The 26382-nt window shown below is 59.6% G+C and carries 18 protein-coding genes; 5 read left to right on the top strand and 13 right to left on the bottom strand.

Annotated elements, in window-relative coordinates; translation table 11 throughout:
* Positions 1 to 1491: 1491 nt before the first annotated feature.
* Positions 1492 to 3360 carry a trehalose-6-phosphate synthase gene (locus tag GGD65_RS30925; RefSeq protein WP_183237720.1) on the bottom strand — a complete coding sequence of 623 codons (1869 nt, stop codon included), beginning with the start codon at positions 3358 to 3360 and terminating at the stop codon, positions 1492 to 1494.
* Positions 3361 to 3546: 186 nt separating this feature from the next.
* Between GGD65_RS30925 and GGD65_RS30920 the strand changes: the two genes are divergently transcribed.
* Positions 3547 to 3690, top strand: a complete 144-nt coding sequence (locus tag GGD65_RS30920) for a hypothetical protein (RefSeq protein ID WP_183237719.1) — start codon at positions 3547 to 3549, stop codon at positions 3688 to 3690.
* 1235 nt (positions 3691 to 4925) lie between these two features.
* Here the strand turns inward: GGD65_RS30920 and GGD65_RS30915 are convergent.
* The 5 genes from GGD65_RS30915 to GGD65_RS30900 all read right to left on the bottom strand — a co-directional run bounded on the left by GGD65_RS30915 (position 4926) and on the right by GGD65_RS30900 (position 10897).
* Complete coding sequence (locus tag GGD65_RS30915; protein ID WP_179733629.1) at positions 4926 to 5135, bottom strand: response regulator transcription factor; 210 nt, start codon at positions 5133 to 5135, stop codon at positions 4926 to 4928.
* Positions 5136 to 6262: 1127 nt separating this feature from the next.
* Positions 6263 to 8350 (bottom strand): prolyl oligopeptidase family protein, encoded by a 2088-nt coding sequence (locus GGD65_RS30910; RefSeq protein ID WP_183237718.1) that lies wholly within the window; start codon positions 8348 to 8350, stop codon positions 6263 to 6265.
* 634 nt (positions 8351 to 8984) lie between these two features.
* A complete protein-coding gene (locus tag GGD65_RS30905) occupies positions 8985 to 9518 on the bottom strand; it encodes a DUF2285 domain-containing protein (RefSeq protein WP_312017748.1) in 534 nt (177 codons plus the stop codon).
* A 58-nt stretch (positions 9519 to 9576) separates the two neighbouring features.
* Entirely contained in the window at positions 9577 to 9768 is a 192-nt protein-coding gene (locus GGD65_RS41225; protein ID WP_409362768.1) for a transcriptional regulator domain-containing protein, read from the bottom strand.
* Between the two features lie 463 nt (positions 9769 to 10231).
* Entirely contained in the window at positions 10232 to 10897 is a 666-nt protein-coding gene (locus tag GGD65_RS30900) for a type VI secretion system ImpA family N-terminal domain-containing protein (RefSeq protein ID WP_183237717.1), read from the bottom strand.
* Positions 10898 to 11664: 767 nt separating this feature from the next.
* On the opposite strand from GGD65_RS30900, the gene aepX reads away from it, so the two are divergent.
* The 4 genes from aepX (at position 11665) to GGD65_RS30880 (ending at position 15471) form a co-directional block, all read left to right on the top strand.
* Entirely contained in the window at positions 11665 to 12531 is an 867-nt protein-coding gene (aepX, locus tag GGD65_RS30895) for a phosphoenolpyruvate mutase (protein WP_246783470.1), read from the top strand.
* Between the two features lie 241 nt (positions 12532 to 12772).
* Positions 12773 to 13591: a phosphocholine cytidylyltransferase family protein gene (locus tag GGD65_RS30890; RefSeq protein WP_183237715.1), complete on the top strand. Its 819-nt coding sequence runs from the start codon at positions 12773 to 12775 to the stop codon at positions 13589 to 13591.
* Between the two features lie 7 nt (positions 13592 to 13598).
* A complete protein-coding gene (locus tag GGD65_RS30885; protein ID WP_183237714.1) occupies positions 13599 to 14207 on the top strand; it encodes a CDP-alcohol phosphatidyltransferase family protein in 609 nt (202 codons plus the stop codon).
* Between the two features lie 145 nt (positions 14208 to 14352).
* A complete protein-coding gene (locus GGD65_RS30880) occupies positions 14353 to 15471 on the top strand; it encodes a histidinol-phosphate transaminase (protein WP_183237713.1) in 1119 nt (372 codons plus the stop codon).
* A 374-nt stretch (positions 15472 to 15845) separates the two neighbouring features.
* Here GGD65_RS30880 and GGD65_RS30875 read toward each other — a convergent pair whose 3' ends face one another.
* From GGD65_RS30875 to GGD65_RS30845, 7 genes are all read right to left on the bottom strand, one after another.
* A complete protein-coding gene (locus GGD65_RS30875) occupies positions 15846 to 17330 on the bottom strand; it encodes an alkaline phosphatase family protein (RefSeq protein WP_183237712.1) in 1485 nt (494 codons plus the stop codon).
* A 548-nt stretch (positions 17331 to 17878) separates the two neighbouring features.
* Positions 17879 to 19300, bottom strand: coding sequence for an MATE family efflux transporter (locus GGD65_RS30870; RefSeq protein WP_183237711.1), 1422 nt, complete (start codon positions 19298 to 19300; stop codon positions 17879 to 17881).
* Positions 19301 to 20209: 909 nt separating this feature from the next.
* Positions 20210 to 21781 carry a porin gene (locus tag GGD65_RS30865; RefSeq protein ID WP_183237710.1) on the bottom strand — a complete coding sequence of 524 codons (1572 nt, stop codon included), beginning with the start codon at positions 21779 to 21781 and terminating at the stop codon, positions 20210 to 20212.
* A gap of 655 nt (positions 21782 to 22436) precedes the next feature.
* On the bottom strand, positions 22437 to 23282 hold the full coding sequence (locus GGD65_RS30860; protein WP_246783469.1) for an ABC transporter permease: 846 nt from the start codon (positions 23280 to 23282) through the stop codon (positions 22437 to 22439).
* A 27-nt stretch (positions 23283 to 23309) separates the two neighbouring features.
* Positions 23310 to 24245, bottom strand: a complete 936-nt coding sequence (locus GGD65_RS30855; protein WP_183237708.1) for an ABC transporter permease — start codon at positions 24243 to 24245, stop codon at positions 23310 to 23312.
* Positions 24245 to 25240 (bottom strand): ABC transporter ATP-binding protein, encoded by a 996-nt coding sequence (locus GGD65_RS30850; RefSeq protein ID WP_183237707.1) that lies wholly within the window; start codon positions 25238 to 25240, stop codon positions 24245 to 24247. The genes GGD65_RS30855 and GGD65_RS30850 overlap by 1 nt, the downstream gene beginning before the upstream one ends.
* Positions 25237 to 26223: an ABC transporter ATP-binding protein gene (locus tag GGD65_RS30845; protein WP_183237706.1), complete on the bottom strand. Its 987-nt coding sequence runs from the start codon at positions 26221 to 26223 to the stop codon at positions 25237 to 25239. The genes GGD65_RS30850 and GGD65_RS30845 overlap by 4 nt, the downstream gene beginning before the upstream one ends.
* Positions 26224 to 26382: the final 159 nt, after the last annotated feature.

Raw genomic sequence — 26382 nt, 5'->3', positions numbered from 1 at the left:
TGGAGTCGTGCCTACATTGAAGCTACCTGACATGTTTTCTCAAGCACGAAGACGCTGGCAGGGCTGCGCTTTGGCTGTTCGTCTTCGGACGTCAGCCGCACGCCGCGCCCTGTCGAACGAACAGGGCCTGCCGAGACAATCCTCAAGGAAGCGCATGTGGCAAGTTATCCGCTCGTCATGTTGTATTGGGGCGAGCCGGCAAACCCGCTCGACAACGGCGGAGCCTGTTCAAACCGGTAACTTGCGCATCTGACGAACTTCGTCGCGCCGCCGGCGGCTCATCAGCCTCTCGCCTTCTTCGATGAATTCAGCGAAGCAACGGAAATTAGCGTGGCGAAGAGGAGTGATGTCTTCATGGATTTGCTCCGGATGAGGTCGAGCGGCTACGCTCGCGGCCCCTGGCGCGTCAAGCAGAAGCGGCGGAAAGCGCGCAAGCGCATGACATAGCGCGGCTTGCGCTATGTCACGGACCGTTCGCTGCAAGCTGCGTGCCGGCTAAAGAGTGGCAAGTTTCAGCCGTTCGCGGCTGCACGACCATGTTCGGTTTCCGTCATTGGTTGCCAAGCGCACATCAAAGCGTGTCGGCGGACGGCGCGCGAGACAGCACCAGCATTTTCGATCTTCCGTGGCAAGCCCGGGACGCAGCAATGCTGCTTACCTCCGCATCTGAGGTCCTCCTGGTCGGCGTCACCGGGCGGACTTGTCGACGGGCATTATCAGGACAAAGACCAGCGCATTGATCAGCAACCAGATCGACATCATGCTAAGGGTGGTATGCATGGCGATCCCCGACCCGTCGGCTGCAAGCATTGCCGAGTTGGAGGAGCTTTTTCCTCACGAACCACACGAAGTCACGCCGACAACTCGGGTCCTTAACTGGTTGCCGAGAGGATTGCGCTCGAGACGAGGAGAGTAAAAATGCCCCGAAATGGCCTACGTCGCAACACGTCGTGAGATTGAGCCAACAATCAACAACAGGCACAAGCAGCAGATCAGGTTCTTCTGCGCAACAAAATGGCGAAATCAAGCTGGGCATCAGCAGCAATTGAGGAGCTACGGTCCAGCTTAAACGATCTGATCCACCCGGTTTGGACCGACGCACGACCCGTGGTCTCATCGACGACGCCAGATTACACACAAACGAGACCAAGGGCGAGATTTCGATCGAGAATGCCCGCTGCTGCCGGATCATCCGGGCCGGTCCAAGGCGGGTGCAACCCTCACTGCGAACTGTTCCGTAACGTTGCTGTTGCGGCCCCATAGCAAGCGCCGCTTTCCGGGACGGAGTGATCAACGGGCAGCGGCGCCGGCTGTCGCCGCCACCACTCGCATCAGCATCGTTTGAGATAGAACATTGGACCACTCGCATGATGCCTTGATTTCATGCGGGCCTGCGCAGCCCGCAAGAACCGCGTCAGCGCCAAAGACCTGGATTACTCCTCTGTCCTACTACAGAAGCCTGTCATCCGCCGCGCTATGCTTTTCACCCGGTCAGTCCTCGCGGGCTCCAAGCGCTTGGCCGCGATGACCATCGCGCGAAGCTGTCGCCGCCGGCAGATCCCACAGTCTATCCTGTGTATGCTTCAGTGGGACCGCTAAAGCCTCAAAGGCCGACTTCACCTCTCCATAGGCAGCCTCCTTCAAAGCGTCATCAGCGGGATCGATCTCATTATAGGCGCTCAGCCCCGCAGCATAACTTTGATACAAGGGCATTTGAGCCTCGTTGGTCCAGCCGAGACCGAGATGGTGGAACTGATCAGCCGGAACGGTGATGCTGCCTTTGTCCAGCTCCCGGAGGTAGTCCGCCGACCAGTCGTGGATGGTATAGGATTCAATCTTATCCATCATCGACCGCCAGCGTTTGACACGCTCCTCAAGCGGCATGTTGGCCGCTTTCGAAATAGCGTCTGCGATTTCTTGGGGATGGTTTGGATCCACCAGCAGCGCCTCATCCCCATTGAAGTCTTCAGCCGCCCCAGCGAACTTCGATAATACCAGAACGCCGGGATCCTTCGGATCTTGGGCCGCAACATACTCTTTCGCTACCAGGTTCATGCCGTCCCGCAGCGGCGTGACGACACCTACATGTGCCGCGCGGTAAAGACGCGCGAGTGCAGACTGGCTGAACGAGTCGTTCGTGTAGTGGATCGGCCTCCACTCGTCTGTGCCATGCTCAGCATTGACATGGTTGATTGCATTCTCCACGTCCTCCTTGTACTTTCGATACTCGTCGACGTCGGCGCGTGAGGACGGTGCGATCTGCAACAGCGAGATGCTGCCCGGCTCGCCCGCCAGGAGCTGGTTAAACCCTTCGACCCGTTTGTCGATGCCCTTCGTGTAGTCCAGCCGGTCTACGCCGATCGCAAACTTGGCACCCTCGAAGTTTTGCAATAATAACGAGATTTTTTCCTGCTCTGCGAGCGAGAGCTCTGCCGCAAGATATTCTGCGAACTGCTTGGGATCGATACCGATCGGAAATTTCTGAAGTCGCGTCTGGCCACGCTCTGAGGTCACGACGCCATCCTTGCTCTTCAGCCCGAAATAGGTTCGCAGGCAGGCCAAGAAATTGTTCAGATCCCGGTTCGTCTGAAAGCCGAGCAGATCGTATTCCAGCATCGACTTCATCAGTTCGTGATGATTGGGTACGCGCTTTATCATGTCGGGCGTCGGCCATGGCGTGTGCAGAAAAAAGCCGGTCGGCTTCTCGATGCCGAGCCTATGCAGGTCGGCCCCGAGCGGAAGCAAATGATAATCATGCACCCAGAATGCGTCCCGATCCCGCAAGTCGAACGCAGCACGCGCCATGAACTCGTTGATCTTTCGATAGCTGTCATAATCAGCTTTAGAGCTCGACATCCGCTTGGGCAGGGAGTGCAATGCTGGCCACAGCGTCGAATTCGAAAAGCCTGTATAATAGCCGGAATAGTCCGCTTCCGGCAGATCCAGCTTCGCCACATCGCCTGCTCCGGCCTTCACGAGCGGTAGCGGCTGCTCGCTCCCGTCGCCGCGATTCTCCGAGGAGCCCATCCAGACCGCACCGGAACGCTCAACGACCGGCTCGAGGCCAGCCGCAAGCCCACCGGTCTGGGGTTTATTGGGGTCGAACGGCGCAACGCGGTTCGAAATGACAACCAACTTCATTTCGGGCTTTTGGTTGACGGTATCGAAGCCGTCCTCCCTGTCGGCCGAAACAAACGCATCGGAAGGACCTGCACTTCCTTGTTGCTCCTGCTCCGACGGCAAGTCGGGCAGGTGCAGGTCAAAGGCCGCAGGGCCTAAGGTTTCATCTTGCTGGGTCGCGCCTGATGTGCTGCTGGAATCCAACGTTGCGGTGTCGGGGGCGTCATGGATCCGGACCATCTCGTAACTCCCTTTGACGATGTTTTGCGTTCGATGCAGTCGCAGATCAGCCCCGAGATATCTCCACTACGCCACGATGGCAGGTCCAGCTTTCTGGAAGCTGACCAGTCGAGCAAAATGGTCGGATTGCTGCATCCAACCAGGACTTCAAGGCAGTCCATGGCGGATGAGGCAACGAGATGCGGATTGAGCCAAGACGACGTTTGGCTTCATCGAGTTGATGAGTGCAAGCAGAGCGATGCCGGCCTAGCCGCCGACGCGCAATGGGTCTCGGCGCTAGGAGCACTCGGGCGCTGTGGCGAGGTCACCATCCTGATCGGCACCACCTGAATGGCGCGAGCGCATTGACGAGTCTATGGGGTAGTCAATCCTCTGGATGTCGCAGATCTTTCGCCAACTTCGGCCGCCCGCTCCGGCATCCCGACGGTACGATATAGACGGGCATCATAGGGCTGCTGGCGTGGTTCGCGCGTGGAGCATCAGCGTGCATCCGAGACGCTTCTCTCAAGCTGCGGGGGCCCGCAAGCTTGGCTCTATGAGTTATGGCCCTGCACGGTGATACGATCCGCTTCCATGACATGCCTCTGTTCATACCGCGAGGAGGATACCTCCGATGTCGTCGACTTGATGCTCTGCCGGCGGCACAAATAATGCGGGCGGCTCTCCACTATGCGAGAACGAACGAAATTTCAGCTCGAAGGCTTGACCAGTATCGCAGGGGCGTGCGCCGTTAATGGTTCCGTACGTGTCGCGCCCACCTCGCGGAGACATGCAATGAGCTATTTAGATTGTGCACCGATTCGTGATCGCGTTGCGCGCCCTCTAATCCTCCTCAACGCAGTCCCGGTACTGCCAAGTTTCCAAATCATCGATGACGACCTCTGATCGTGGCCCAAGCAGCCACATCGACTTCGGAGTCGTCCGCTTCCGGAAAGACCCGGATCGCGCCGTCCGCCGCAGACAAATCCAGCTCATCTCGATCCGCTACATCATCGGAAGAACGCAACAGTCGCACTGGGGGTCCGCGAAAAGTCGTTCATTAAGCTAGCTACGTTTCGTGAGGATCGCCCGCACTTGGTTGAGCGCGCAGAGCGCTAGAATATCGTGCAACGTCTACCAGCAGCACGCTTTTGGAAATGGTTTCGCGGACTATCATTGCTGTCTTTGTGTCCGGCCCAGGCCGTGTACACCGCCTCTCCGATGACCATGACTTCAATAGCGAAGCCGCTACGATCAACTCTCTTCAATTTGCGGACAGGCATACAACCGCCCGGCCTCGCAGCAGGGAGAACGGACAGACCACCACGTTAACATAGGCAGCCGACCTTACGTCGAGCTTTCAAGAGCGTTATGCACCCAGATCTAACCTCGCGTGGTGGTTCAGGGCGCCCCGTGACGATGGGCGACAAAAATAGAAGCGCGCCCTGTCCATAGGAACAGAGCCTGCATTATGGTTCTACAGCCGCGGGCGCGTCATTCGCTTCGCATTCCGCCGGGCAACCCCACAGCTGCCCCTTACATTTCGCTAGATGTGCATTAGTGGCAACGAAACCGCCGTCGATACTTTAAATAAGACCCAAGCGCCGCGCCTTGACGACGCACTGCGTCCGGCTGGTCGTTTCCGACTTTCGCATCGCGTTCTTGACATGGAAGTTGACGGTGTTCTCGCTCACGTTCAGAATGACTCCGATTTCCCATGATGACTTCCCCTGCTCGATCCATCGCAAACACTGTCTTTCCCGTTCCGACAGCACAACCTCTTGCACATCCGCCATGATTTTCTCCTGGACTCGACAGAACAGGAGAGGCACAGCAAATGCGATGCCACTCAGTGGCGCCAGCAAACATCGGCGAGGCAAGACACATTCTTCGGCGATTGCCGCGACATTCGCGCGAGGCCGCCATCCCGCTGCAGTCCTGTTGATGGGCTTGCGACATGTGTCGTAAACACGACATCAGCATTACGACAATCGTAGCGTCGGTATTGTGTCCAACTCTATGTAAGCCGGATTTCACGCTTTCACTAAGCACTCCTCCCCCTAAGGAGTGGGGAATTCTCCCTGGGGCCGTAGGACCAGGCTCGCGAACCCAGGTCATCCATTTGCAAGCAAGGCCCTTCTTTCCAGCCTTTAGGGACCCCAATCAACCCCATAGCGAAAGCTTTGCGTTCGGCGCCACTCCTACGCAATTATGCAAATCTGCACGCCTCAAAAAAACTACCAATGCTAGTCATTGATCGGCATTCCCCCAAAAAGATATGAACGGTGACGTTGGTGCCAATCGAGGATCGGCTTGCAGGGTTTAGGCATGCAGCACCAACCACAAGCCGTTCGGCTTGTTGGCAGGTCGCTTTAGGATCGCATGACGTTTTGACGTTCGCTTCACTCGTCGCGCTACCGGCTTACAGAAGAGTTGCAGAGCCTCGAACACGCCGCGCTCATCCACAGCCGAGTTAGAGCGAATGGGATTGATCGACGTTGAACAACAGGGCGGCCGTGAACTCTTTCGCGCATCTTGGAGCAGGATTATCAATCCGCGCCATGCCTGCATTGACGCTACGTGACATGTTTTCACAACCACCAAGACACTCGCAGGGCTGCGCTTAGCTGTTCGCCTTTGGATGTCAGCCGCACGCCACGGCATGTCGGACGAATAGGGATCTGTCGAGACAATCCTCAAGGAAGCGCATCTGGCAACTTACCACCCGCTCGCCATGTTGTGTTTGGGAACCTCGGAGCCCGCTCGCCACCGGCGGAGCCTTTTCAAACCGGTAACTTGCGCATGTGACGAACTTCGTGGCTACGCCGGCGGCTCATCAGCCTCTCGCCTTGGGTTCGATGAATTCAGCGGAGCAACGTCAAGGCGTTGAGATAACCAATGGCCTCGATTTTATCTGCTTCGATCAGCCCGTCCGCCGCACTTCCTCAGGACATAGCCGCCTCGATGCATAGGTGTATTCAAGGGCCAGCCGACGCGCATGTTCGATGAGATTGACCGCGGCGCTGTGTCCCCCATCGATGTTCTCGTAGTAGAAGTAAGGCTGGCCTAGCGCGGCGAGCTTTGCTGCAGCCTTGCGGCCGTGCGCTGGATGCACGCGGTCGTCCTTGGTGGAGGTCAGAATTAAGGGAGCGGGATAGGTCTTGCCCGCCACCAGCTTCTGGTAGGGCGAGTAGCCTTCGATCCACGCACGCTGCTCGGCGATAGCGGGATCACCATACTCTGCGATCCAGGAGGCGCCCGCGCCAAGGCTGGTGTATCGAAGCATGTCTAGCAGCGGCACCTGGATGATCGCCGCGTTGAAGAGCTCGGGATGTTGGGTGATTGCGGTGCCGACGAGCAGGCCACCCTGGCTGCCGCCTATTACTCCTAGCCGGCGCGGGCTCGTGATCTTGCGGCGGATCAGGTCCTCGGCAACGGCAATGAAATCATCCCATGTCTTCTGCTTCGTTGCCCCCTGGGCGGCTTGATGCCATTGCGGACCAAACTCGCCGCCCCCGCGCAGGTTCGCAACGACATAGGCATTGCCTTGTTCAAGCCAGAGCCGTCCCACCGGCCCCAGATAAGAGGGCAGAAGCGGGACCTGGAACCCGCCATAGCCATGGAGAAGCGTCGGGATCGTGCCGTCAAACCTTGCGTTCTTAGGCCGCACCAGAAAATAGGGAATGGACGTGCCATCACGCGAAGTGGCTTCGAACTGCTCCACAACATGATTGGATGCATCAAAGGCAGCAGGTGTCGTCGTCAATTCATCCAGGCTTTTGTTTTCGGCATCGAAATACCAGATTGACGTTGGCCTGAGGTAGTTCGAGACGGCGAACATCGCCTGGTCCGCTTCATCGGAGGCGGCTGACAGGCTGACATTCGCGTGCTCCGGGAGCGGGATCGGCGTGGCCGACCAGGCTCCCTCATCGTACTTGTAGACGAACGCTTTGCTCTGAACGTTCTCGAGGATCGTCAGGATCAACGAGTTCCTCGTGCGAGTGAACCCGCTCAGTGCCTGCCGGGGCCGAGGCTGGAAGACGAGCGATGGTCTGGCGCGCAGCGGATCCTGCTTCCATTCGGCTAGGTCATACGAGATCATCGAGCCGGCCGCGAAGCTGACGTCCTCGAATGGCGTCCAGTCCTCGTCGAGTTTCACAAGCAGGCGGCTGCATGCGACTCCTGCGATCGTAGCCTTCTTCGGCAGATTGAGCTTGATGGGCCCGTCGGAGCGGAAGACCGCATACTCGTGCTCAAAGGAGCTGATCAGGCGGTTGGCACCGGCTGCATGGATATGACCTTCACTGTCACGAAGCACGAAGGGCAGCGACTGAACATCGGTCGGTTCACCGCGAAAAATCTCACGCGCCTCGGTGAGCGGCTGAGCGCGTTTGAGTTCCTTCACCACGAACGGATAGCCGGCCTGCGTCAAGGTCCCTTCGCCCCAGTCCCGTGCAACAAGGAGTGTGTCACCGTCGACCCAACTGACGCTCTGCTTGCCCTCGGGAAGATGAAAGCCGTCCGGAATGAAGGACGTGGCGAGGCGATCGAACTCACGTATGGACGCGGCGTCCTTACCGCCATCGGAAAGAGAAAGCAGGCAGAGGCGTTCTTCAGGCGGAAGGCAGCGGCTACCTTTAAAGACCCAATTCCTGTTCTCGGCGACAGCCAGCGCATCGATATCGAGGATGATCTGCCATCGCGGGTCCTGGCTGCGATAGCTCTCGAGCGTGGTGCGCCGCCAGATGCCGCGCACATGGTGATCATCTTGCCAAAAGTTTTCCAGTCCGTGCCGTCCCAACGAAACGTACGCGATCCGATCCTTGGCCTGCAGGATGCTGAGTGCCTGTTCGTAGAAGCGCCGATAGCGCGGGTCTGACTGGAGCACGCCAAGCGTCTTCTCATTCTCGGCGCGTGCCCAGGCCAGGGCACCCGGCCCTTCGATCTCCTCGAGCCAACGGAACGGGTCATCAGCCGCGGCCGCATTCGTCGGCGCCTGCGAAACGGTCATAGCGGTGAAAGAGGCAATCGAGAGCTATGCGGCAGAGAGCAGAATGTTTTCATGGGCTTGCTCCGGATGAGGTCGAATGTCCGCGTTCACAGGCTTCGCGCGTCAGGCGCAATCGGCGCAAAACAAGCAGCGATCGCGAAGTACAAAGATGGTTTGTGCCAGCTGGCGGCTCATTAACTGCAAGCTGCGTGCCGGCTGAAGACTCGCGAATTTCAGTCGCTCGAGGCCGCACGGCCATGTCGCCCCGCCGACATTGGTTGCGAAGCTGACATTGACTGCGTGCCGGCCGGACACCCAGTCAGACAGCCAGCAGTTTCGACATGAACGGGACGGCGATGCACCCGCCGGCCAGCGTAATACTTCCCTGCTGAGAGCTTGCTCGCCGCTGAGCGTTAGCGGTCAGACCTGTCGACCGGCGTCATCAGGACAAAGAACAGCGCGTTGATCAACAGCCAGATCGCAATCAGGCTCAGGGCGGTGTTCATCGCGACCTCCAGATCGTTCACTGCAAGCGTCTGCCGGGCCGGGCGAACTTCGTCGCGGTGTTCGCACAGAGGTTCACCAGTGGATATATTCGTTGCCTGCGGGCTGCTGGTTTGGGAGCACGGCATGCGGCTGGCCCTTCAGCGAGAGCTCAGATGGTGTCGTCACTGTCTTTGCCCTTATGGCGGAGCAGGTCACGATAGCCGCCTCGCATGAGGCGCAACCCCTTCTGGACGAGACGAATGGTCCGGCTGCGCAGATCGTGCGTCTTCCAGCCTCGATCGGGAATGCGCGGCTTGCCAAAGAGGCCCTGCGCGATGTTGCGATAGCTGTTGCCTTCCAGCCACCCGTCCACCGCACGCAAAGCGAGGATGTGCCGATGCCGGGCCCCGATTGACGGAGCAAGAGGCGGCCGTCCAACGGGACGCCGTTCGAGCGCCAGCCAAAATCGATGTGCAGCCTGCAAGCGAAGGTCGGAATTCCGGTCGAGCGGCAAGTCGACGACAACCATTGATCCGCCCGGCGGCAATTCTCTCAGCCAAAGCCGATGCCTCGCTCCTCCGAGCGGCACGATGGCATGCCAGCCATCCGGCGCCTCACGAAGCTCGCTGCCTGGCAGGTCGGCGAAATCAAACTCATAGGGATTGGACGCCGTCGAGCCGATCGCCGTGCAGACGGTCAGCACGGTCGACAGCGCCTCGGGCGACCAGAAAACCGCCTGTTTGTCGAACGTCTCGTTCGGATCAGCTGCGAAACGTCAGCCCCCACTTCCGTCGGAAGCGATCCGTCGCACCCGACCGTTTGCTCCTGAGCAGGGTTCTGAAGGCTTTTTGATACTCGCGATCACGGCGCAGCCACTCCCAGGCTATGTCGGACGGTTCTGCTTTCCTGACATTGTGATATGCGCTCTCTGATCTCCACTCTGCACCTGACATCGCACGACTTCCCCCGCATGCTTGAATGCACAGGTAAGGAACTGAAATTGGACTATTTGTGGTTGCTCTTGTCCTATCATTCAATGCTTGATGCACTTACCCGATGGAACAATCTACTTTTGCGATTGGACGGACTCGCGTCCGCTTCAGATAGCATCACACCTTGCTTTTAGGCATCCGGCGCAGCAGACCACGTCCCGATGCACAGTCCCCTGGGCGCGCTCAACGGAGCCGGGTGACACCTGCAAAAAGGTCGAATACAACGAAGTGCAACCCCAGAGGACAATGGGATGATGGGACGCCGATGTCTTTATCCACCAGCCTCGACCAACCTTCGAGGGCCCAGATCACGCTCGAGACTCGCCCGTGATCGACCACCGAGGGACAAGTGGTCCATAGAGATACGCAATCGCCGCCGGCACAAGGCGATAGCGCCAAATTCGGTGCTGCTGGTTGCGCACCCTCAGCCGGGTGATGTGGGGTCCGCCAATGCGCTTTGCGCCCGCTCTGCGGCTAGGACCGCTTCAGCCGCATGCTCGGTCGCGGTCACCAGCGTGCACGTGGCTTGTTCGTAGGACGATTGCAGTGTCCGGAGCAAAACCTCCAAAGTGAGCTGCTTGTCGACCAGCTTCCCGCTGAGCTGGCCAACGAGATCATGAAGCGCATCATAGGCAATGACCACTGCCGAAGCGTCGGCTTCGGTGGGCGCAGTTTCAGCCACCGCCGGCGCAAGGCGAGCAACGAGCCAATCGAGCGCCCCGATCCGGGCATGTTTGATCGGCGGAAATAGCCCCTCCCAATGTGCGTCCACCATCTCCTGCAAAAGGGCAAGGCCGACGGCAAGACCTACATATCCCTCGACCCTGAACAAACCATAGGTCGCCCAGCAGGCGACCAGAATGTCCTTTGACTGGCTCGACAGAATATCCAGCGATCGCGTACTGATTTTGCCCCAATCAACCCCTGACGGGCAGTCACGCTCTGCCCGACGAACCTCGGCTTCGAGGCGCTTGAATTCGGCGCCATCGCGTATATGAGCGCCGGCAGGTGCAGAGCCAGGCACAGGCGTAGCGCCGCGGCTCGACCGCGCCGCGATGTCGGCGCGAACCATAATCCAGTAGTCGATCACGCCGACAAAGCCACACGGGCTCCCCAGTTGCCATGCGTCGCGTCCTTGGAACGGTCCAATTCGTGCCCGCACGGGACAAGACATTGCGAACCTATAATCTTGTAAGCCACCGCTTCCGCTCCCTGCACAGGCGCTGTTCCCGGACAGCCTCAATCAAGGTCTGTGCCAATCGCGATGGTTTGTTTCTTAACAGCTCTGCTTGATCGGGTGTCAGAGCTCCGACAGCACGTCGCGCAGCCGACATCAGAGAAACTCGGCCCTCTGATCCGCTCAATAATAGGGCGGCGCTCCAGGACGCGGGAACTGCGTCGGCGGGAGGCCGCAGCCGACGATCATGCTGTCGCTGCTGCGTTTAGAGCACACGCTGGCGAACTGGGCGTCGCCAATCCACTCAAATGGGCGCTCGGCTCCGCCCTCGTTTGGAACGCTTGACAATTCGATGTCGGGGATCGCGACAAACCGCCCCCTGGTGCTCTCGCAAGCCGCCCACCGCAGGAAGAAATTGCAAGGTCGACGCCTGACCGGAAACGATCAATCTGAACATCGTCCAGGCTTGGTCAGAGTTACCGCGCATGAAAGCGAGCCCCAGCAATTCGAGCTCCGTGTCAACTGCCAGCTCGCGTGATTGATCGAGATGACAGAGACATGCCACCTTTCACTGATGAACGTCGGCCGGTCAGACGCACAAGGATGGCATGCAAAATTCGTCACCAAATGTCCTTGCCAAGGCCCCCATTCAATCCATCGGTTCCTCACACGTCGAACTGATGCGCGCGGAGGTCTGCTGCAACAGCGAACTTTCGTTCCTGATGGAAGCGCATGATGGCCTTTCCGCCGCGATAGCCGAGCGTGCAGGTTTCAAGGGCCTCTGGGCATCGGGTCTATCGATAGCTTCCTCTCTGGGTTACCGCGACGCCAACGAAGCATCCTGGAGCCAACTTGTCGATAGCGTCGAGCGCATCGTGGATTCGAGCCAGCTGCCGGTCCTGGTCGACGGAGACGGCGGCTTCGGCAACTTCAATAACGCTCGCCTGCTCGCGCGCAAGCTCCGTCAGCGCGGCGCCGCCGGATTAGCGCTGGAAGACAGCTGCTTTCCGAAGATGAACTCGTTCGTTGGCGATCGACATCCCCTCGCCGAGACCCGCGAATTCGCCGGCCGATTGCGCGCCGTGAAGGACACGGTTGCCGACGACCTCGTTCTGGTGGCCCGCATCGAGGCGTTGATCGCCGGGCACGGAATGGACGAAGCGATTTCGCGCGCTCACGCTTACGCCAATGCGGGAGCGGACGCGATCCTCATTCACTCGCGACGGAGCGCCGCGGACGAGATCCATGCGTTCACGTGCGCCTGGCAAAACAGGCTGCCGGTGGTGATCGTTCCAACGAAGTACTATCGGACGCCTATCTCTGCCTATCGCAAAGACCGCATTTCAACGGTGATCTGGGCCAACCACTCCCTGCGAGCTGCAGTATCCGCAATGCGACAAGTCTGCGGTCGCATCTTCGCCGAGGAGACCACTGCAAACATCGAGCCCAATATCGCGCCGCTCGACGAGCTGTTCGACCTACTCGAGTACAACGAACTCGCGACGGCGGAAGCCCGATATCTGCAACCCGACGACCTCGACCAGTAGCTTCACATTGGTGTGTCAACCTCACTCCTCAGCCTTGCGCGACCTGTTCGATAGACGCAGACGCGCTCTTGTATGCGCGTCATGATCGGATCTTCGCGGGTCGAGCCTCTTGAACGTGATTCCACAACAAACGAAGAGCTCGAGAGCTCGACGTCTAGCCGCCTAGCCAGCGCCTTCAAGCTTCCGGATCGAAGCGACGCGAGACTTGTCGAACTTCTCGACTCCTTGGAACCAAGACGCGATGTCTATCGACGATAAACGACCTCAAACGGCGAGTAGCGCTCCGGCGAAGGCCATCATTCTCGCCGCCGGCGTCGGCTCTCGCCTGCGACCGCTGACGGATTTGCGGCCAAAGCCGCTGGTCGAAGTCAACGGCAGGTCCATCCTCCACAATGCCCTGCGCAACTTGGAGGCCGTCGGCGTCAAAGAGGTGACCATCGTCGTCGGTTATCGCAAGGACGCTATTCAATACGCGTGCGGTCGATGCTTCGGTGCGCTCGAAATCAATTATGTCGAATCGCCTGTCTTTGACCGCACCGGCAGCGCATACTCCGTTTGGCTGGCGCGCGACGCGCTGCTCTCCGGAGACTGCTTTCTCCTGGAGGGCGACGTCTTCTTCGAGGAGGATGCGCTCCGCTATCTGATCATCAGCCAAGCGCCCGACGTGGCTGCAATCGCTCCCTTCGATGAATCGATGGAAGGGTCGGCGGTTCTGTTGTCGGATTGCGGCTTCATCTCGGAGTTCCGAATGAAGCAAACCGGCGAAAACTTGGTCGGGAATGGGCCAACTCTTTTCAAAACGATGAATCTGTTCCGGCTCTCGGGGCAGACCCTCAAGGCGACGATCGTTCCGGCTTTGGACGAGATCATCGGGTCCGGAGTGACCCAGGCCTACACAGAGGAGCTTCTTTCTTATCTCGTTGAACTCCGAGGGCTGAAGCTTGCGGCGGCGCGATGCGATGGCCTCAGGTGGTATGAGATCGACACGACCGACGATCTGCAGGTTGCAGAGCGTATTTTCGCAAGAGCGAAAGGCCGAGGCTTGCCCAGCAGAAGGTGAAAGTCCGATGCTCAAATATCTTTGGGATCCAGCGAACGTCATCACGACCGTCGGTCTTCTTTTTTCTTCCGCGAGTATGTTTCTCGCTCTTTCCGGGCGCCTCGAGCTGTCCGTAGCCGCAGCGCTCTGGGCCGTTCTGTCGGATCACCTGGACGGGGTCGTTGCAGGTCGCACGAAAGATCGTGACCCGGACGTTGCGAAAATGGGAAAGAGCCTCGACGGGTTCGCAGACATTGTCTACGGGGCCGTTTTGCCCGCGGTCATCGTGATACAGCTCAGCCACCTCTCGCTTCTTGCCCTTGCGACCGGGACAGCGTTACTGGTAGCGGGGGCAGTCCGGCTGAGCTACTTTGCCAATTTCGGCAGGTCGTCCGATGGGCGATTCCTGGGGCTCCCCTTGTCTTACGATGTGCCGCTGCTGGCGCTCTTATTCCTTGTCCAGCCTCTCATTCCCGCCGAAGCATTTTCCGGTGTCGTCAACACCTGTTTCTTGCTTCTGGCCGTCGCTCACGTGGCATCCATTCGCGTCCCATCACCGAATGCGCCGGCGTACGCGACGATCAGCGTCTTCGCCGTCGCATCCTCGGCAGCTTTAGTCAGTCGTTCCTTCGAATAGCCGCGAGCGGTGAGCAGGCAGACCACCGACTCTAGCGGCCAGCGGCACCGACCAGAGCAGTTGCTTATTCAGCAGGAGCAGGCGCCGGATAATCGGTCCTTCAAGATCGGGCGGCGCGTATTATATATTGACAACGACGGGTCCCATGACGAGCACCGCCCAGGTCAACGTGAATCCCAAGTCCTTCGACGAGACTGACCTCGTCAATCGCTTCCCAGGCGGTTATTGGAAGCATGACATCAAAGACTTCGTCCTTCTGGTCAATCCTTACTTTCCGCCGAGCTCGTTCCTTGACGAACTCAAAGACGCGTTACCGAGGCTGATTGCCTGCTATCCCTCCCCTCACGCGCAGATGGTCGAGCTCGTTGCCGAGGTCGTGAAAATCCCGGCGAACAATCTCGCCGTTTGCAATGGCGTGGCTGAGCTGCTCCCCATCCTGCTCGGTCGAATGGGCATGAAGATCGCGGTCCCGGTCCCATCCTTCAATCCCTATGAAACGACTGCCCTGCCGGGACGCTTGTACCGCTTTATTCTTCCGCTGCCCGATTTCGAACTCGACGTGCACCATTACGCGGCTTTCGCGCGAGCGAATGGAGTGAGCGGCGTGGTGGTGATATCGCCGAACAATCCTACCTCGCGAATGGTTCGATGCGAGGATCTGCGGTGTCTCGCTTCGGAGCTCCGAGATCGACAACAACTCCTGCTACTCGACGAGTCATTCATCGAATTCAGCGAGGCCGGACGCACCGCGAGTCTTGAAAATCATCTCTTCGAATTTCCCAACGTCATCATTCTGAAAAGCTTGGGCAAGATTTACGGAACGTGCGGTTTGCGGATCGGATACGCGGCATCGGCGAATAGAGAACTGATCAATCAAATTAGAGCGGCTCTCCCCCCTTGGAACGTCAATACGTGTGCTGAGTTCTTTCTGAGCAAGCTTCCGCACCTCACGCACGAAGCAAATGAGTCTTGGGCGAGGGTGCGCAGCGATAGGGAGAGACTATACAAGGATTTGCTCGGCATCGACGGGATGAGAGTTCTCAAGCCCGACGCAAATTTCGTATTCTGCGAACTGCCATCTCGTTGGCCGGACGGGGATGTGATCGCCTCGAAGCTTCTGAAGGATAGTCGCATATTGATCCGGCACAACGGCGGCAAAACGCTTCAAAATGGCAAACGGTTCTTGCGTATCGCAAGCCGTACTGCCGAAGACAATCAGCTCTTGGTCGCAGCACTAAAAGGAATCTGCAATGGAACGTGGTAAAATCGGCCTCTATTCGGCGGTGTTGGAGCAGCGCTCATGGAAGAGCAGGACCGCCGGGGCGCCCGTAGATCGACCCGGATCTACTGAAGGAGTGCGAGGAACCATGCGCGCAAGCTTGCGATGCTTTTGCCCCGGGTTGGAAGTGGCACCGTGGACAGCCATAGTCCAGCCCGTGCGAAAGGCGCCGAAACGCACGTTCGTCGTCGCGAGATGTTCTTAGCCTTTCCGATCGTAGCCGTCTGGAATCAAGACCGGCTCGCGATAACCGTCCAACCAGACAAGAGCCGTGAGGACCGCGGACCGAATACCTCGCTCAATCCTTGATCCGTTATCCGGCTCGACGCTCAGTCTTTTGTTCATGTGGAGGCAGCTCGTCATAGAACATCCGAAGAATCGAGATACACGGCCGCACCGACCCGCACCCGACGGAGGCGCTGCCGGTATGCGCCATCTCGTGTTTCGTGGACCGCCTCGGTCATTCCAGGCACCTCCTTTCCGACCTCGCTAAAAACCTCAGCAAGGGTACGACCGGTTATGGAAGATGGCGGACAGATGCCAAGCAGACCGAGCACGGTCGGCGCAAGGTCGCAAATGCTCGAGGGGACTTGCGAGGCGAAGCCGTCCTTGATCAGCGGTCCCGCCAAGATGCCGAGCGACGACATCTCCTTGGTATGCAATCCACCATGAACGCCGACGCCAATCGGCCAGCTTGCGCTCCAGCTGCGGCCACAAAGACCAAATGAATCTAGACCGTCGTCGGCCCGGAACGAAAACAGGATGTCCGCCGAACGAGCATGATCGGTGAAGACAAGCCGGCGGGCGAAGCTGCCTGGTGCGATGCCGTCGACCTCGCCGCGACCGGCTGTGAAAATTGGTCCACACCAGGGCCGCCTGATCATCGCTGCTACGACCTGGCGGATAAGAAGGTCTGAAGGCTCGGCCAGGTAAATTGCTCCTACCTGCTCTGGTATGACGATAGCATCGATTCCTGGCGCGGTTGCCGGGCCGCAGCGCAGCCCGGCCGCCTCGAGTGTCTCGATGAGATCGGCCCGCGCGTGCACCGTCACGTGGCCATGATCGGACATGGCGATCAAATGCACCCCTTCGGATTCGCCTTCGCCCTCCCACCAATCCAACACTCGACCGAACTGCCGGTCGACAAAGCCGATCGCCTCCAGCGTCTTCGGCGCGCCAACACCGTGATCGTGCGACGAAATATCTGGCTCGCCGAAGGAGAGGATCGCGACGTCAGGGCGAATTTGGGGCCAGATCACGTCCAGGAAAGCGGAAGTTAGAAAGGCTTGAGCGGCCAGATCCGGTGTGCCCGACGGGGGCGGCGCAGGCGTGGGTCCGAGCAGGGCCTCGACCCGCTCGAGCATCTCGGTCGAGGTTGCGACTTGAGGGAAGTGGCCCGAGAGCGTCACTTGGCCAAGCTTTCGCGCCTTATGGTTCAGCAGGCGGGTTGCGCCGGCCGAGTTCGACGCCAGAACCGACAACGTCCTGCCGCTCGCCTGAAGAATCTCGCCGAGCGACGGCACGCCGAGCAAATGGCCGCCGCTCGCCTCATCAAGATCCTCGATCGTGTGTGCCTCACTCGTATCGACATGCCGCGGCGTCGGGGATAGTCGGTCGAAATACTCGTTCCCGACGATGCCGTGGCGATCCGGCGTCGTTCCCGTGACGAGGCTTGTCAGGGCGATTCGTGTCTCGCTGGGATAGACCGTGCGCTGCCGCGCCAACATTGCGCCCTGGCGCTGAAGCCTTACAAGATTCGGCGTCAATGATGAATTGACGAGATCGGGCCTAAGCCCATCAAACAGCACGATGAGAACCCGATTTCGGGCCGATCGGTCGTACATGATGCAAGCCTTGCTAGCTGGAGCGGAGCGGGGACTGGTCTGGGTTTTGCGCCAGATCGAGGCACGGTCCCTGCACCGGCGAACCACATGGGCCGGCTACAGAACGACCGGGATCGCGGTGAGCGCGAGCAACTCTCATCGGGCAAATGCTGGCCGGCCTGATCGACGCCTGGTCGACTACGACATTCAGCTGTATCTCGTGAGCCCGTCCTGGAGTGCGCAGATTCCAAAGCTCGCACATCTATCGAAATCCGGTTGGCCCTGACTAAGCACGATCGCACCGTGGCCTGATCGTGCCGCGGGCTGCTCAAGCCCCATGGCATGCGCTCCAAAGCAGAAGGACGAGGCTGAAAGCTCGCGAACTATGAATAAAAAGCATGCCGACGTTACTCGCCCTTAAACAGGCTAACCAATCTGACCATCGTATTTTTTGAATCATTGATCGAAATTTGCGTTGTTTGCGTCGGGCACGGATCTCCTGGAACGTGCACGTCGTTGACGGCCCGTTGCGCGGCGATTTCCATGCAGTGGTAAAGTTCGCCAGCCGCTCAACCGTGACAGTAAGCGCGCGTCGTCAGGTACTGAAACCGCAGGACCAGCAACGCCGCATAGACGGTCGTCCCGCTCGACAAGCCAATCCAGATGCCAACGGCTCCAAGACCGATCTTCAAACCAAGCAGGTAGCTGAGCGGAAGGCCGATGAGCCACCAAGCTATGGCGGCGAACAGAAGTGGCATTCGCGTGTCCTTTAGTCCGCGCAGGCCCCCTGTCGCAACGCACTGCACGGCATCGGTGACAAAGAGGGTTGCGCCGACCAGGAGCAGCCTTGCGGTAAGGCTGATCGTCGCATTGGCATCATCGGCCGATCCAATTAGAAACAGCGCGGCGATCTCGAACCGGGCCGCGATCACCGCAAGCGTCAGCGTCGCGGCGATGGCGATACCGAGCAGCATCGCCGCCAGATTTGCACGATTGATGGCGGCACGGTCGTTGCGGCCGACCGCATGGCCAACGCGCACCGCCGCTGCCATACCGACGCCGAAATAGATCATGTACAGGATCGCGGCGACTTGAACCGCGATCTGATGAGCGGTGAGCGCGTTCGTGCTGATCACGCCTGCCAGAAGCGATGCGGCCCAGAATAGCCCCGACTCGATCAAGGAGCCGATTGAGATCGGGGCCCCGATCGCGATCAGCTGCCGCAGGACGCGCCAATCGAAGCGCCACAGATGCGCAAAAACGTGGTAGTCACGAAACGGTTGACGCTTTGTAGCGAAATAGGCACTTGCCAGAAACGTGCCGCAGTTCACCAGCGTGGTCGAAAGACCTGCCCCGAATATCCCGAGCCGGGGCAGTCCGAAATTTCCGTAGGTGAGCGTATAAACCAGCAGTACGTTGAGTGGGATGGCCGCCATCGTAATCCAGAAGACCGGCTGCAGCCGATTGACAGAGCCCATGAAACCGCGGATGGCCAGAAACCACAGCGCGGGCGCTGCGCCCCACGCCAATCCGGACAGATACTGCTGGGCGAGCCGCGCCACGCCCGGGTCTTGACCAAGAGCAAGCAGTATTCGCTCTCCTTGCAGCGCACTCGCCATGATCGGAACGGAAAGAATCAGCGCAATCCATAGGCCCATGCGCAGCGCGCGCCGTACCATACCCGGATTATTAGCCCCAAACGCCTGCGCCGCCAAAGGCACTATGGCTGACATCAGGCCCGCGCCGAGCGTGATGCTGATGAGATAGAACCTGCTCGCAAGCGCCGCTGCGGCCAGCGCCTCAGCGCTGATGCGTCCAATGAAAGCGATATCAGTCGTCATCATCGCGATCTGCCCGACCTGCGTCAGCACCATCGGTAAGGCAAGTTTCGCTGTTTCAGCCACCTCTTTGGCGAGTTGATGGGCGGCCGCACCTCTCGTCAGATGGTGCCGAGAAGCCGACACCAGCTTTGTTTTGGTCAACTTATACATGGAAATCGAGCTGCCCTGCTTGTGTCGACAAACGAACGACCGCGTTTTCCCGCAAGACATCTCGTCCCGCCTGAATTCGGGAGGCCTCTTTGTGATGCAAGCTGACGCGCAGCCTTGGTGCGCGTGCGCGTCACAGTAGCTGATCGCGCAATCGGCTTGGTCCTACCCGGGCCTCACCAGCGCCTTCGATCTTTTCCACGCAGCTCTGAGCGCAAGGAATATGCACGCAGAGGCTGGCATCTTCGATTGGGCAACTGGACCATATGGCGAACTGAAGAATGAATGTCATGCGGCCACCGCCGCAATCCTTCTAGCGCGGCTTCCCTGTTCAAGGTTTGTGCCAACCGAGAGGGCTTGATGAAGGAGGTTCGCTCAAATCGGACCTGTCGCGGCTCCGACAATGTCCGAAGGCCGACATGATATCAGCTACTCTTGATGTGCACCGTACTCTCGCGCTAATCCACGGAAGGGCCGCGCTTGTCGATAGCGACGACTTAGAGAGATCGTTCGCCTGGAGGTACCCTGGCTCAGCGCCGACTGAAGCAGATCAAGGAGGAAAGCGCGCCCGCACGTTGATGAGCCACGTCGCCTTGAACCGAGGCTTGCCGCCTTGACTTGTGCGGCGCCGGCACTCGGAGTTGGAGAGCATAGGCTATCGGCACAAGGTGCAGTCGATTATCACTGCGCCGCGTCCGATGCCTGAAAAGAAGCTTTTGCCGCTTGTCTCTGCAATCCTTCATCCTCACCCCGTAACACACTCGAGAGGTCGTTGAGGCCATGAGCTAAGCTTCAATAACCGCGTGTCCAATCCAGAACGGAAAAGACCCCCGACGGGCACGTCGGAGGTCTCGAGAGGTTGACCTGGATTCATAGAGCAGGCTTAATTTTCTTCTTTCGCCGGCTTCGATCTCACCAGTTGCGCTGAGCTCGGAGGAGCAGAGTCAGCGTGCTCTGGTCTTTCAACTCGTAGACAGCAGTCGGTTTGGCGATCGCCGACTGGGTTGGCAGCGTAACCGTGCTCCCGCCCGCGTATTTTTGGTCAAGCATTGTATAGGCCAAGTCAACGGAAAACGTCAGGTTCTTGAGTGGCGTCCATCGCGTGACGACGCCAACAACCCCATAATTGAAGTCGGGATTGCAGCCGGAAAAGCCGCTCGAGAGCGACAGGTTCGCGACGAAGGCGCCGCAAATATACCCTTTGGCCGTTCTCGAATACCGAACGGCGGCCCACCCGCCGTAGAAACCCGTATTCCAGCGTGGATCCCAATTATGCGTGTAACCGCCATGGAATCCATAGGTCGTTGTCAACTCTTGGCCGGCGCCCGCGACGAACACGGAGTCGGATAGGCCGGCCAAGCCGACGCTCTGATAGGCGCCCGTCAGGGCGCTACCGCCATACATCGCGTAAGTAGTCGCCATCAGGTCGTTGAAATTGTAGCGGGTCGCACCCGTCGTGTAGGCGCCGGACAAATTGATGGTGTCGCCGACGCCAGTCGGAATGTTCTTGAGAGACAAGGCCAATTGAGCAGCCCAGCCCCACTTGTCGCCTGGATGGCCGCTCGTCTCGTCCATGCCATAATGAGCCGCATGGTTGTCATGTGCAGCAAGTGAGGCCTGGAAGAGACCCCAGCTCTGATCCACGCGAGTCATCGCGATGAGATCGGGCGAGCGCGAACCGCCGATGTCATTGACGCCATACGCTCCTGTGGCAAGACCGGCGGCCGTCGCACCGCTTATGTTCCAGATGTTGGTGGTGCCATAGGCAACTTGATCCTGAGCGGAAAAGGAAGCCGTAATTCCTTGGCCGAAATCAGCGGTATAGGTCAGCTGGTTCACGCCGGTCACCCAGCCGCCGCCGCCGGGTAGATCATCAAACTCGTTCGCCGGATAATTGGTCCAAGGTGCGGAAAATTGAGAGACGGCCTTACCCACGGTAAAGCCAGCGAACTGGATGAACGCCGAATAGACACCGAGCGATCCTTGTGCGATCGCGCCAGTGCCCTGTCCTCCGGGCACAGCTGCCGTATAGGTCGTTGCACCGCCGGCATCGCCTACACCTGCACCAGCATAGCCACCCGAAGTCCAGCTGAACACGCCTTGAAAGAAAGTGCGGACCACGCCGTACTCGGTTGCAGTGCGCGTATCGATACCCAAGCTTTCACGAGAGCGCCAGGTGTAGGAGTTGCTCAAGCGGTTCCGCGCCCCTGCCACGCCATTGGCAGCCGGATCAAAATCGCTGTTACTGTTCGCGATCAAGTCGACGCGTAGATAACCGCCCAACTTGATGCAAGTGTCCGTGCCAGGGACGTAATAGAAGCCAACGCCATACAGCGCGCAAGCCCTCACATATTCGATCGGCTTGGCTTTGACGGGAAGGTCCGCAGCTTTTGCCGCACCCGATGCGATCAAGCCTGTCGCTGATATCAGTAAAACTCTCTTGATCGTTCGAAATAACTCCGAGCTCATCTTCCAGAATGTCATTGCCCCTATCCTCCGGGTTAGACTTGTGTGGGCGAGGCAGTAACGTCGGGTCGCAAACATCCAGTGACAGACATCAAATAATGCGATGGGACGCTTCCGATTTGATGATGGATTCACCCCGATCGATCGAACTCTCGGTGTTGGGTCGATCACGAGCCGCCGCAGCAAGATGGGCCCGTGCTATTGATCGCATTTAGCAATGGCGTGACGGCGCATTCTCAAATCTTTCTTGTGACGCAACACCGTTCAGGGATTCTGACGGGCGGCTGTACCACGATGCATTTGCGGTCAAAGCCCGGTCTCGCATCGCGGCGCGCTCGCCGTCACGGCGAAAGGATCGGTCGGCTCCAACAAGATCGTGCTTGGCTAGAGGACCGGCGCTGAGTTCCCTGCCGGGCTCATAGCAGTGAAACGTCCCAGTGGGCGGGAGAGAGAGCCAATCATCGCTCAAGTGATCGCTAGCATCAGCCGCGGGATCGACTTCGTTCGTGGACCCAGGCAAGAGCGCCAGCCCTATCTCTGACTGGCCGCTTCCGTCCAGCGTAAAGCTAGCGTGAGGCAGCTCTAAATGGGATCGCAGGCGACGTGTCCTCATCCCACTGACGCGGACGATCGCTCGCTTTGCCACGGGCTGATTGGCACGATCGCGCGGACCTCAAGACAACGTTTTGTCGATCCGGTCGCGCAGCCAATCGCCGACGAGCGACATCGATAATGTCGTGAGCGAAATGACCAGCGAGGGAAGGACAAGTATCCAGGGCGCTCGTGCCAGATAGTCACGACCGTAGCCGACCATGTTGCCGAGGGACGTAAGCGGCGGCTGCACGCCAAGGCCAAGAAAGCTGAGACCGCTTTCGAGCAGGATGATGTCCGGAAAGGCGAGCGTCATGGTCACTATCAGGGTCGACGCGATGTTCGGCAGGACATGTCGCAAATAGACGCGCCATGGTCCAGCGCCAAGCTGGCGCACCGCGATCACATAGACTTGCGCATTCGAGCTCATCGCGAGCGCGCGCGTGATGCGGGCGTAGCGTTCCCAGCCGTGCAGGCCGACGAGCGCCACGAAGAGGAACAGAGAATTTCCGAAAAACGCGAGAACGGCGAGCGCCAGAACGAGAAATGGCATGCTTGCCTGGAAATCGACGCAAGCGAGGATGACCTGTTCGACATAGCCGCGGAAATGGGCGGCGAGCACGCCAAGCGTGGTCCCGAGGACGGCCCCGATCAGCGTAGCTCCGAAGGCGATGAGAAGGCTAACGCGGATCGACATGACGAGACGCGCCAGCACGTCGCGGCCGAGCTCATCCGAACCGAAAAGATGCGCGAGGCTCCCACCAAATCCAAGAGGTGGAGCGAGACGATGACGAAGGTCGAGCGTTACATAATCATGAGGGGTGATCCGATCAGCCAAGAGCACGACGGCAAGCATGAGGGCGAGCCAGACGAGTGCCGCTACGATCGCGCGATTGCGCCACCGCTTGCCCGTCCGCGAAGATGGCAGAACCCGTTCTGCGGAAACGTGGGACAATTATGCGCCTCCGGCCGAACGTGATTCGCGCAGGCGCGGATCGAGGACACCATAGAGCAAATCGACAGTGACATTGGTGGTGATCATGGTGGCCGCCACGACGAGCATGATGCACTGAACGACGGCCAGATCCCGGCTTGCGACCGACACGATGAGCAGGCTGCCAATGCCTGGCCATGAAAAGACGCTTTCGACGAGCACGGTTCCTGCGACAAGGTTACCGACCATGAAACCTATGATGGTCAGCAGGGCTATGGCAGCGTTGGGCAAGGCGTGCCCCGTCACGACCCTGCGCCATGGCACCCCCTTCGCGCTGCCGGTCCGGATATAGGGCTGCCCAAGCACCTCGAGCATGGCGCTGCGGGTGAAGCGAGCCAGAACGGCCGCGCCAGAAAGACCGAGCGTAACGACGGGCAGCACCATGTGGGGCCAACTGCCCGCACCACCCGAAGGAAACCAGGGGAGCTCGACGGCGAAGACCAGGACGAGAACGAGGCCGAGCACGAAAGACGGCACGGTGAACCCAAGAACGGCCACCGTCATCACCAGCCGGTCCGCCAGGCTATCGCGTTTCAGGGCTGCGTAGATGCCGGCCGGGATGCCGAAGCAAAGATTCAGGATGAGAGCAGGCAGTGTCAGCATCAGCGTGACAGGAATGCGCTCGGCAACGACCGTGATGGCGGCCCGCCCGTCGCGCATGGATTGGCCGAGATCTCCGTGGGCGACGGCACCCAGATATCTGACGTATTGGACCCAGAGCGGCGCATCGAGGCCCCATGATTTGCGGAAAGCCTCGATCGCCGCGGCGGGGGTCTCGGGCGATAAAAGCGCCCGAGCGGGATCGCCAGAGGCACGCAGCACCACGAACGCGAATGTGACCACCATCGTGATGGTGAGCATCGCGCGCAACAAGCGGACCGCGATGAAGCGAGCCATCACCCCTCGCCTCCGCGCTCGGCACCATCGCCAACGAGATGGCAGGCGACGCGGCGCCCGTCAGGGACGGATCTCAGCTCTGGCACGAATCGCGCGCAGACCGGGCGGGAGGCAGGACAGCGGGGATGGAATGCGCAGCCGCTCGGCCGCGCAGCCGGATTGGGCGGATCTCCCTGAAGGATCGTGCGATTGCGATGTCGTCCTGGCGTCGGCACCGCGGAAACGAGTGCTCGTGAATAGGGGTGCAAAGGATTCAGCAGAACCGCGTCGGAAAAGCCCTCTTCGACGATGGCACCGAGATACATGACGGCAATACGGTCGCAGATCTGCCGGACCACGCGCAGATCATGGCTGATGAAGATCATCGCCATGCGGCGTCGCTCCTGAAGGTCATGCAGAAGGTTGATGACTTGCGCCTGAATGGAGACATCGAGAGCCGATACGGGTTCATCGCAAACGAGGAGATCTGGATCGGTCGCGAGCGCACGGGCCAAGACGGCTCTTTGGCGCTGGCCGCCTGAAAGCTCATGCGGAAAGCGCTTGATGTGGTCGCTCCCGAGCCCGACATCGGTGAGAAGCGCATCGACCCGATCCTCGCGCTCGGACTTGCTGCCGAGGTGATGAATGTCGAGCGGTTCGGCGATCTGCGCCCCGATCGTCGAGCGAGGATCGAGCGCGCCTAGCGGATCCTGAAAGACCATTTGGATTCGCATCCTGAGACGCCGCCATGGAGCATGGCCAATGGGAGGTAGAGCTTCGCCGTCGAAGCTGACCACACCAGAGTCAGGCCGTTCCAAGCCGATCAGGAGCCGGCCCGCCGTGGACTTACCACAGCCGGATTCGCCAACCAATCCGAGCGTTTCACCGCGAGCCAAGGCCAGGGAGAGCCCATTGATGGCGTATACCTTCGCTGGCCGTTGGAACAAGCCCTCTCGCGAGTGATAGTGGCGGACAAGCCTGTCGGCTTGGAGAAGCGGTGGAGTGGTCCTCGTCATGCGGCCACGATCTCGCCCGCAGAGGAATCCCCGACGGCACGCAAACAGGCAGCCCTGTGTCGGGCCTCGCCACGGAGCGGAGCGAGCTCGGGCACCCATTCACCGCAGCGTTCGATCCGCAGATCACAGCGGGGAGCGAACGGGCAGCCTGGCGGCAACTCGGCTGCGTTTGGAGCGACACCACGAATGGCCGCCAGACGGCGCCGTGGTGCCTCCAGGTCGGGAAGCGCTGCGAGAAGACCTCGCGTATAGGGATGAACGGGCTGATCAAAGAGACGGTGGGCGGGCAGCTCCTCGACCACGTGCCCCGCGTAAAGGACCAGGATGCGTTCGCACATCTCGCCGACGACGCCAAGATCGTGCGAGATCAGGACCAGCGCCATGCCTGTTTCCCGCTGGATCTGCTGCAGAAGGTCAAGGATCTGCGCTTGAATGGTGACATCCAACGCGGTGGTAGGCTCATCAGCGATCAAGACGTCAGGTTCCCCCGCAAGTGCCATGGCGATCATAACCCGCTGGCTCTGCCCACCGGAGAACTCGTGCGGATAGGCTTTGAGCCGGCGCGCCGCGTCTGGAACGCCAACCTGGTCCAGCAGACGCCGCGCTTCGGCCCACGCGGTGTGCCGGTCCATGCCGCGATGGAGCCGCAGGGCTTCGACGATCTGATCGCCTACCGTGTGTACCGGGTTGAGCGCGCTCGCCGGATCCTGAAAGATCATCGCGATACGACCGCCGCGCACCTTGTCCAGGCGAGAGGCCGAAGCATGGAGGAGCTCCTCGCCGGCCAAGCGTACGCTGCCCGTTATCCGGGCGCGCCGGGTCAAAAGCCCTAGCGCCGCAAGCCACGTCACGGACTTGCCGCAACCGCTTTCGCCAACCATGCCGAGCGCCTCGCCGCGCGCGAGCGTGAGATCGATTCCGCGCAGCATCGGGACATCGTCGAACGCCACACGAAGACCGGCGATCTCGAGAATCGGCTCCATTTGAAATCTCTCTCCTTGGCGCATCACCGCGGCCCTTTCGGTTCACGGCGAGCGGCATCGTTGCGGCCGCGGGGACCGGACAACGCGATCGCATCGCTGAGCGACCCGAGAAACTGCGCGGCCGGTCGTCTATCCATCGCAAGGGCCCATACCCGCCGA

Source organism: Bradyrhizobium sp. CIR18 (assembly GCF_014198295.1).
Taxonomy (GTDB): domain Bacteria; phylum Pseudomonadota; class Alphaproteobacteria; order Rhizobiales; family Xanthobacteraceae; genus Bradyrhizobium.
Note: the sequence above shows the minus strand (reverse complement) of the source record. Positions and strands in the feature narration are given on the sequence as shown.

Bases quoted from the DNA above. Each gene is read 5' to 3' on its own strand.
- GGD65_RS30925 (WP_183237720.1), bottom strand. From the start codon at position 3,360: ATGGTCCGGATCCATGACGCCCCCGACACCGCAACGTTGGATTCCAGC.
- GGD65_RS30915 (WP_179733629.1), bottom strand. From the start codon at position 5,135: ATGGCGGATGTGCAAGAGGTTGTGCTGTCGGAACGGGAAAGACAGTGT.
- GGD65_RS30910 (WP_183237718.1), bottom strand. From the start codon at position 8,350: ATGACCGTTTCGCAGGCGCCGACGAATGCGGCCGCGGCTGATGACCCG.
- GGD65_RS41225 (WP_409362768.1), bottom strand. From the start codon at position 9,768: ATGTCAGGTGCAGAGTGGAGATCAGAGAGCGCATATCACAATGTCAGG.
- aepX (WP_246783470.1), top strand. From the start codon at position 11,665: ATGCGCGCGGAGGTCTGCTGCAACAGCGAACTTTCGTTCCTGATGGAA.
- GGD65_RS30890 (WP_183237715.1), top strand. From the start codon at position 12,773: ATGTCTATCGACGATAAACGACCTCAAACGGCGAGTAGCGCTCCGGCG.
- GGD65_RS30885 (WP_183237714.1), top strand. From the start codon at position 13,599: ATGCTCAAATATCTTTGGGATCCAGCGAACGTCATCACGACCGTCGGT.
- GGD65_RS30880 (WP_183237713.1), top strand. From the start codon at position 14,353: ATGACGAGCACCGCCCAGGTCAACGTGAATCCCAAGTCCTTCGACGAG.
- GGD65_RS30875 (WP_183237712.1), bottom strand. From the start codon at position 17,330: ATGTACGACCGATCGGCCCGAAATCGGGTTCTCATCGTGCTGTTTGAT.
- GGD65_RS30870 (WP_183237711.1), bottom strand. From the start codon at position 19,300: ATGTATAAGTTGACCAAAACAAAGCTGGTGTCGGCTTCTCGGCACCAT.
- GGD65_RS30865 (WP_183237710.1), bottom strand. From the start codon at position 21,781: ATGACATTCTGGAAGATGAGCTCGGAGTTATTTCGAACGATCAAGAGA.
- GGD65_RS30855 (WP_183237708.1), bottom strand. From the start codon at position 24,245: ATGGCTCGCTTCATCGCGGTCCGCTTGTTGCGCGCGATGCTCACCATC.
- GGD65_RS30850 (WP_183237707.1), bottom strand. From the start codon at position 25,240: ATGACGAGGACCACTCCACCGCTTCTCCAAGCCGACAGGCTTGTCCGC.
- GGD65_RS30845 (WP_183237706.1), bottom strand. From the start codon at position 26,223: ATGGAGCCGATTCTCGAGATCGCCGGTCTTCGTGTGGCGTTCGACGAT.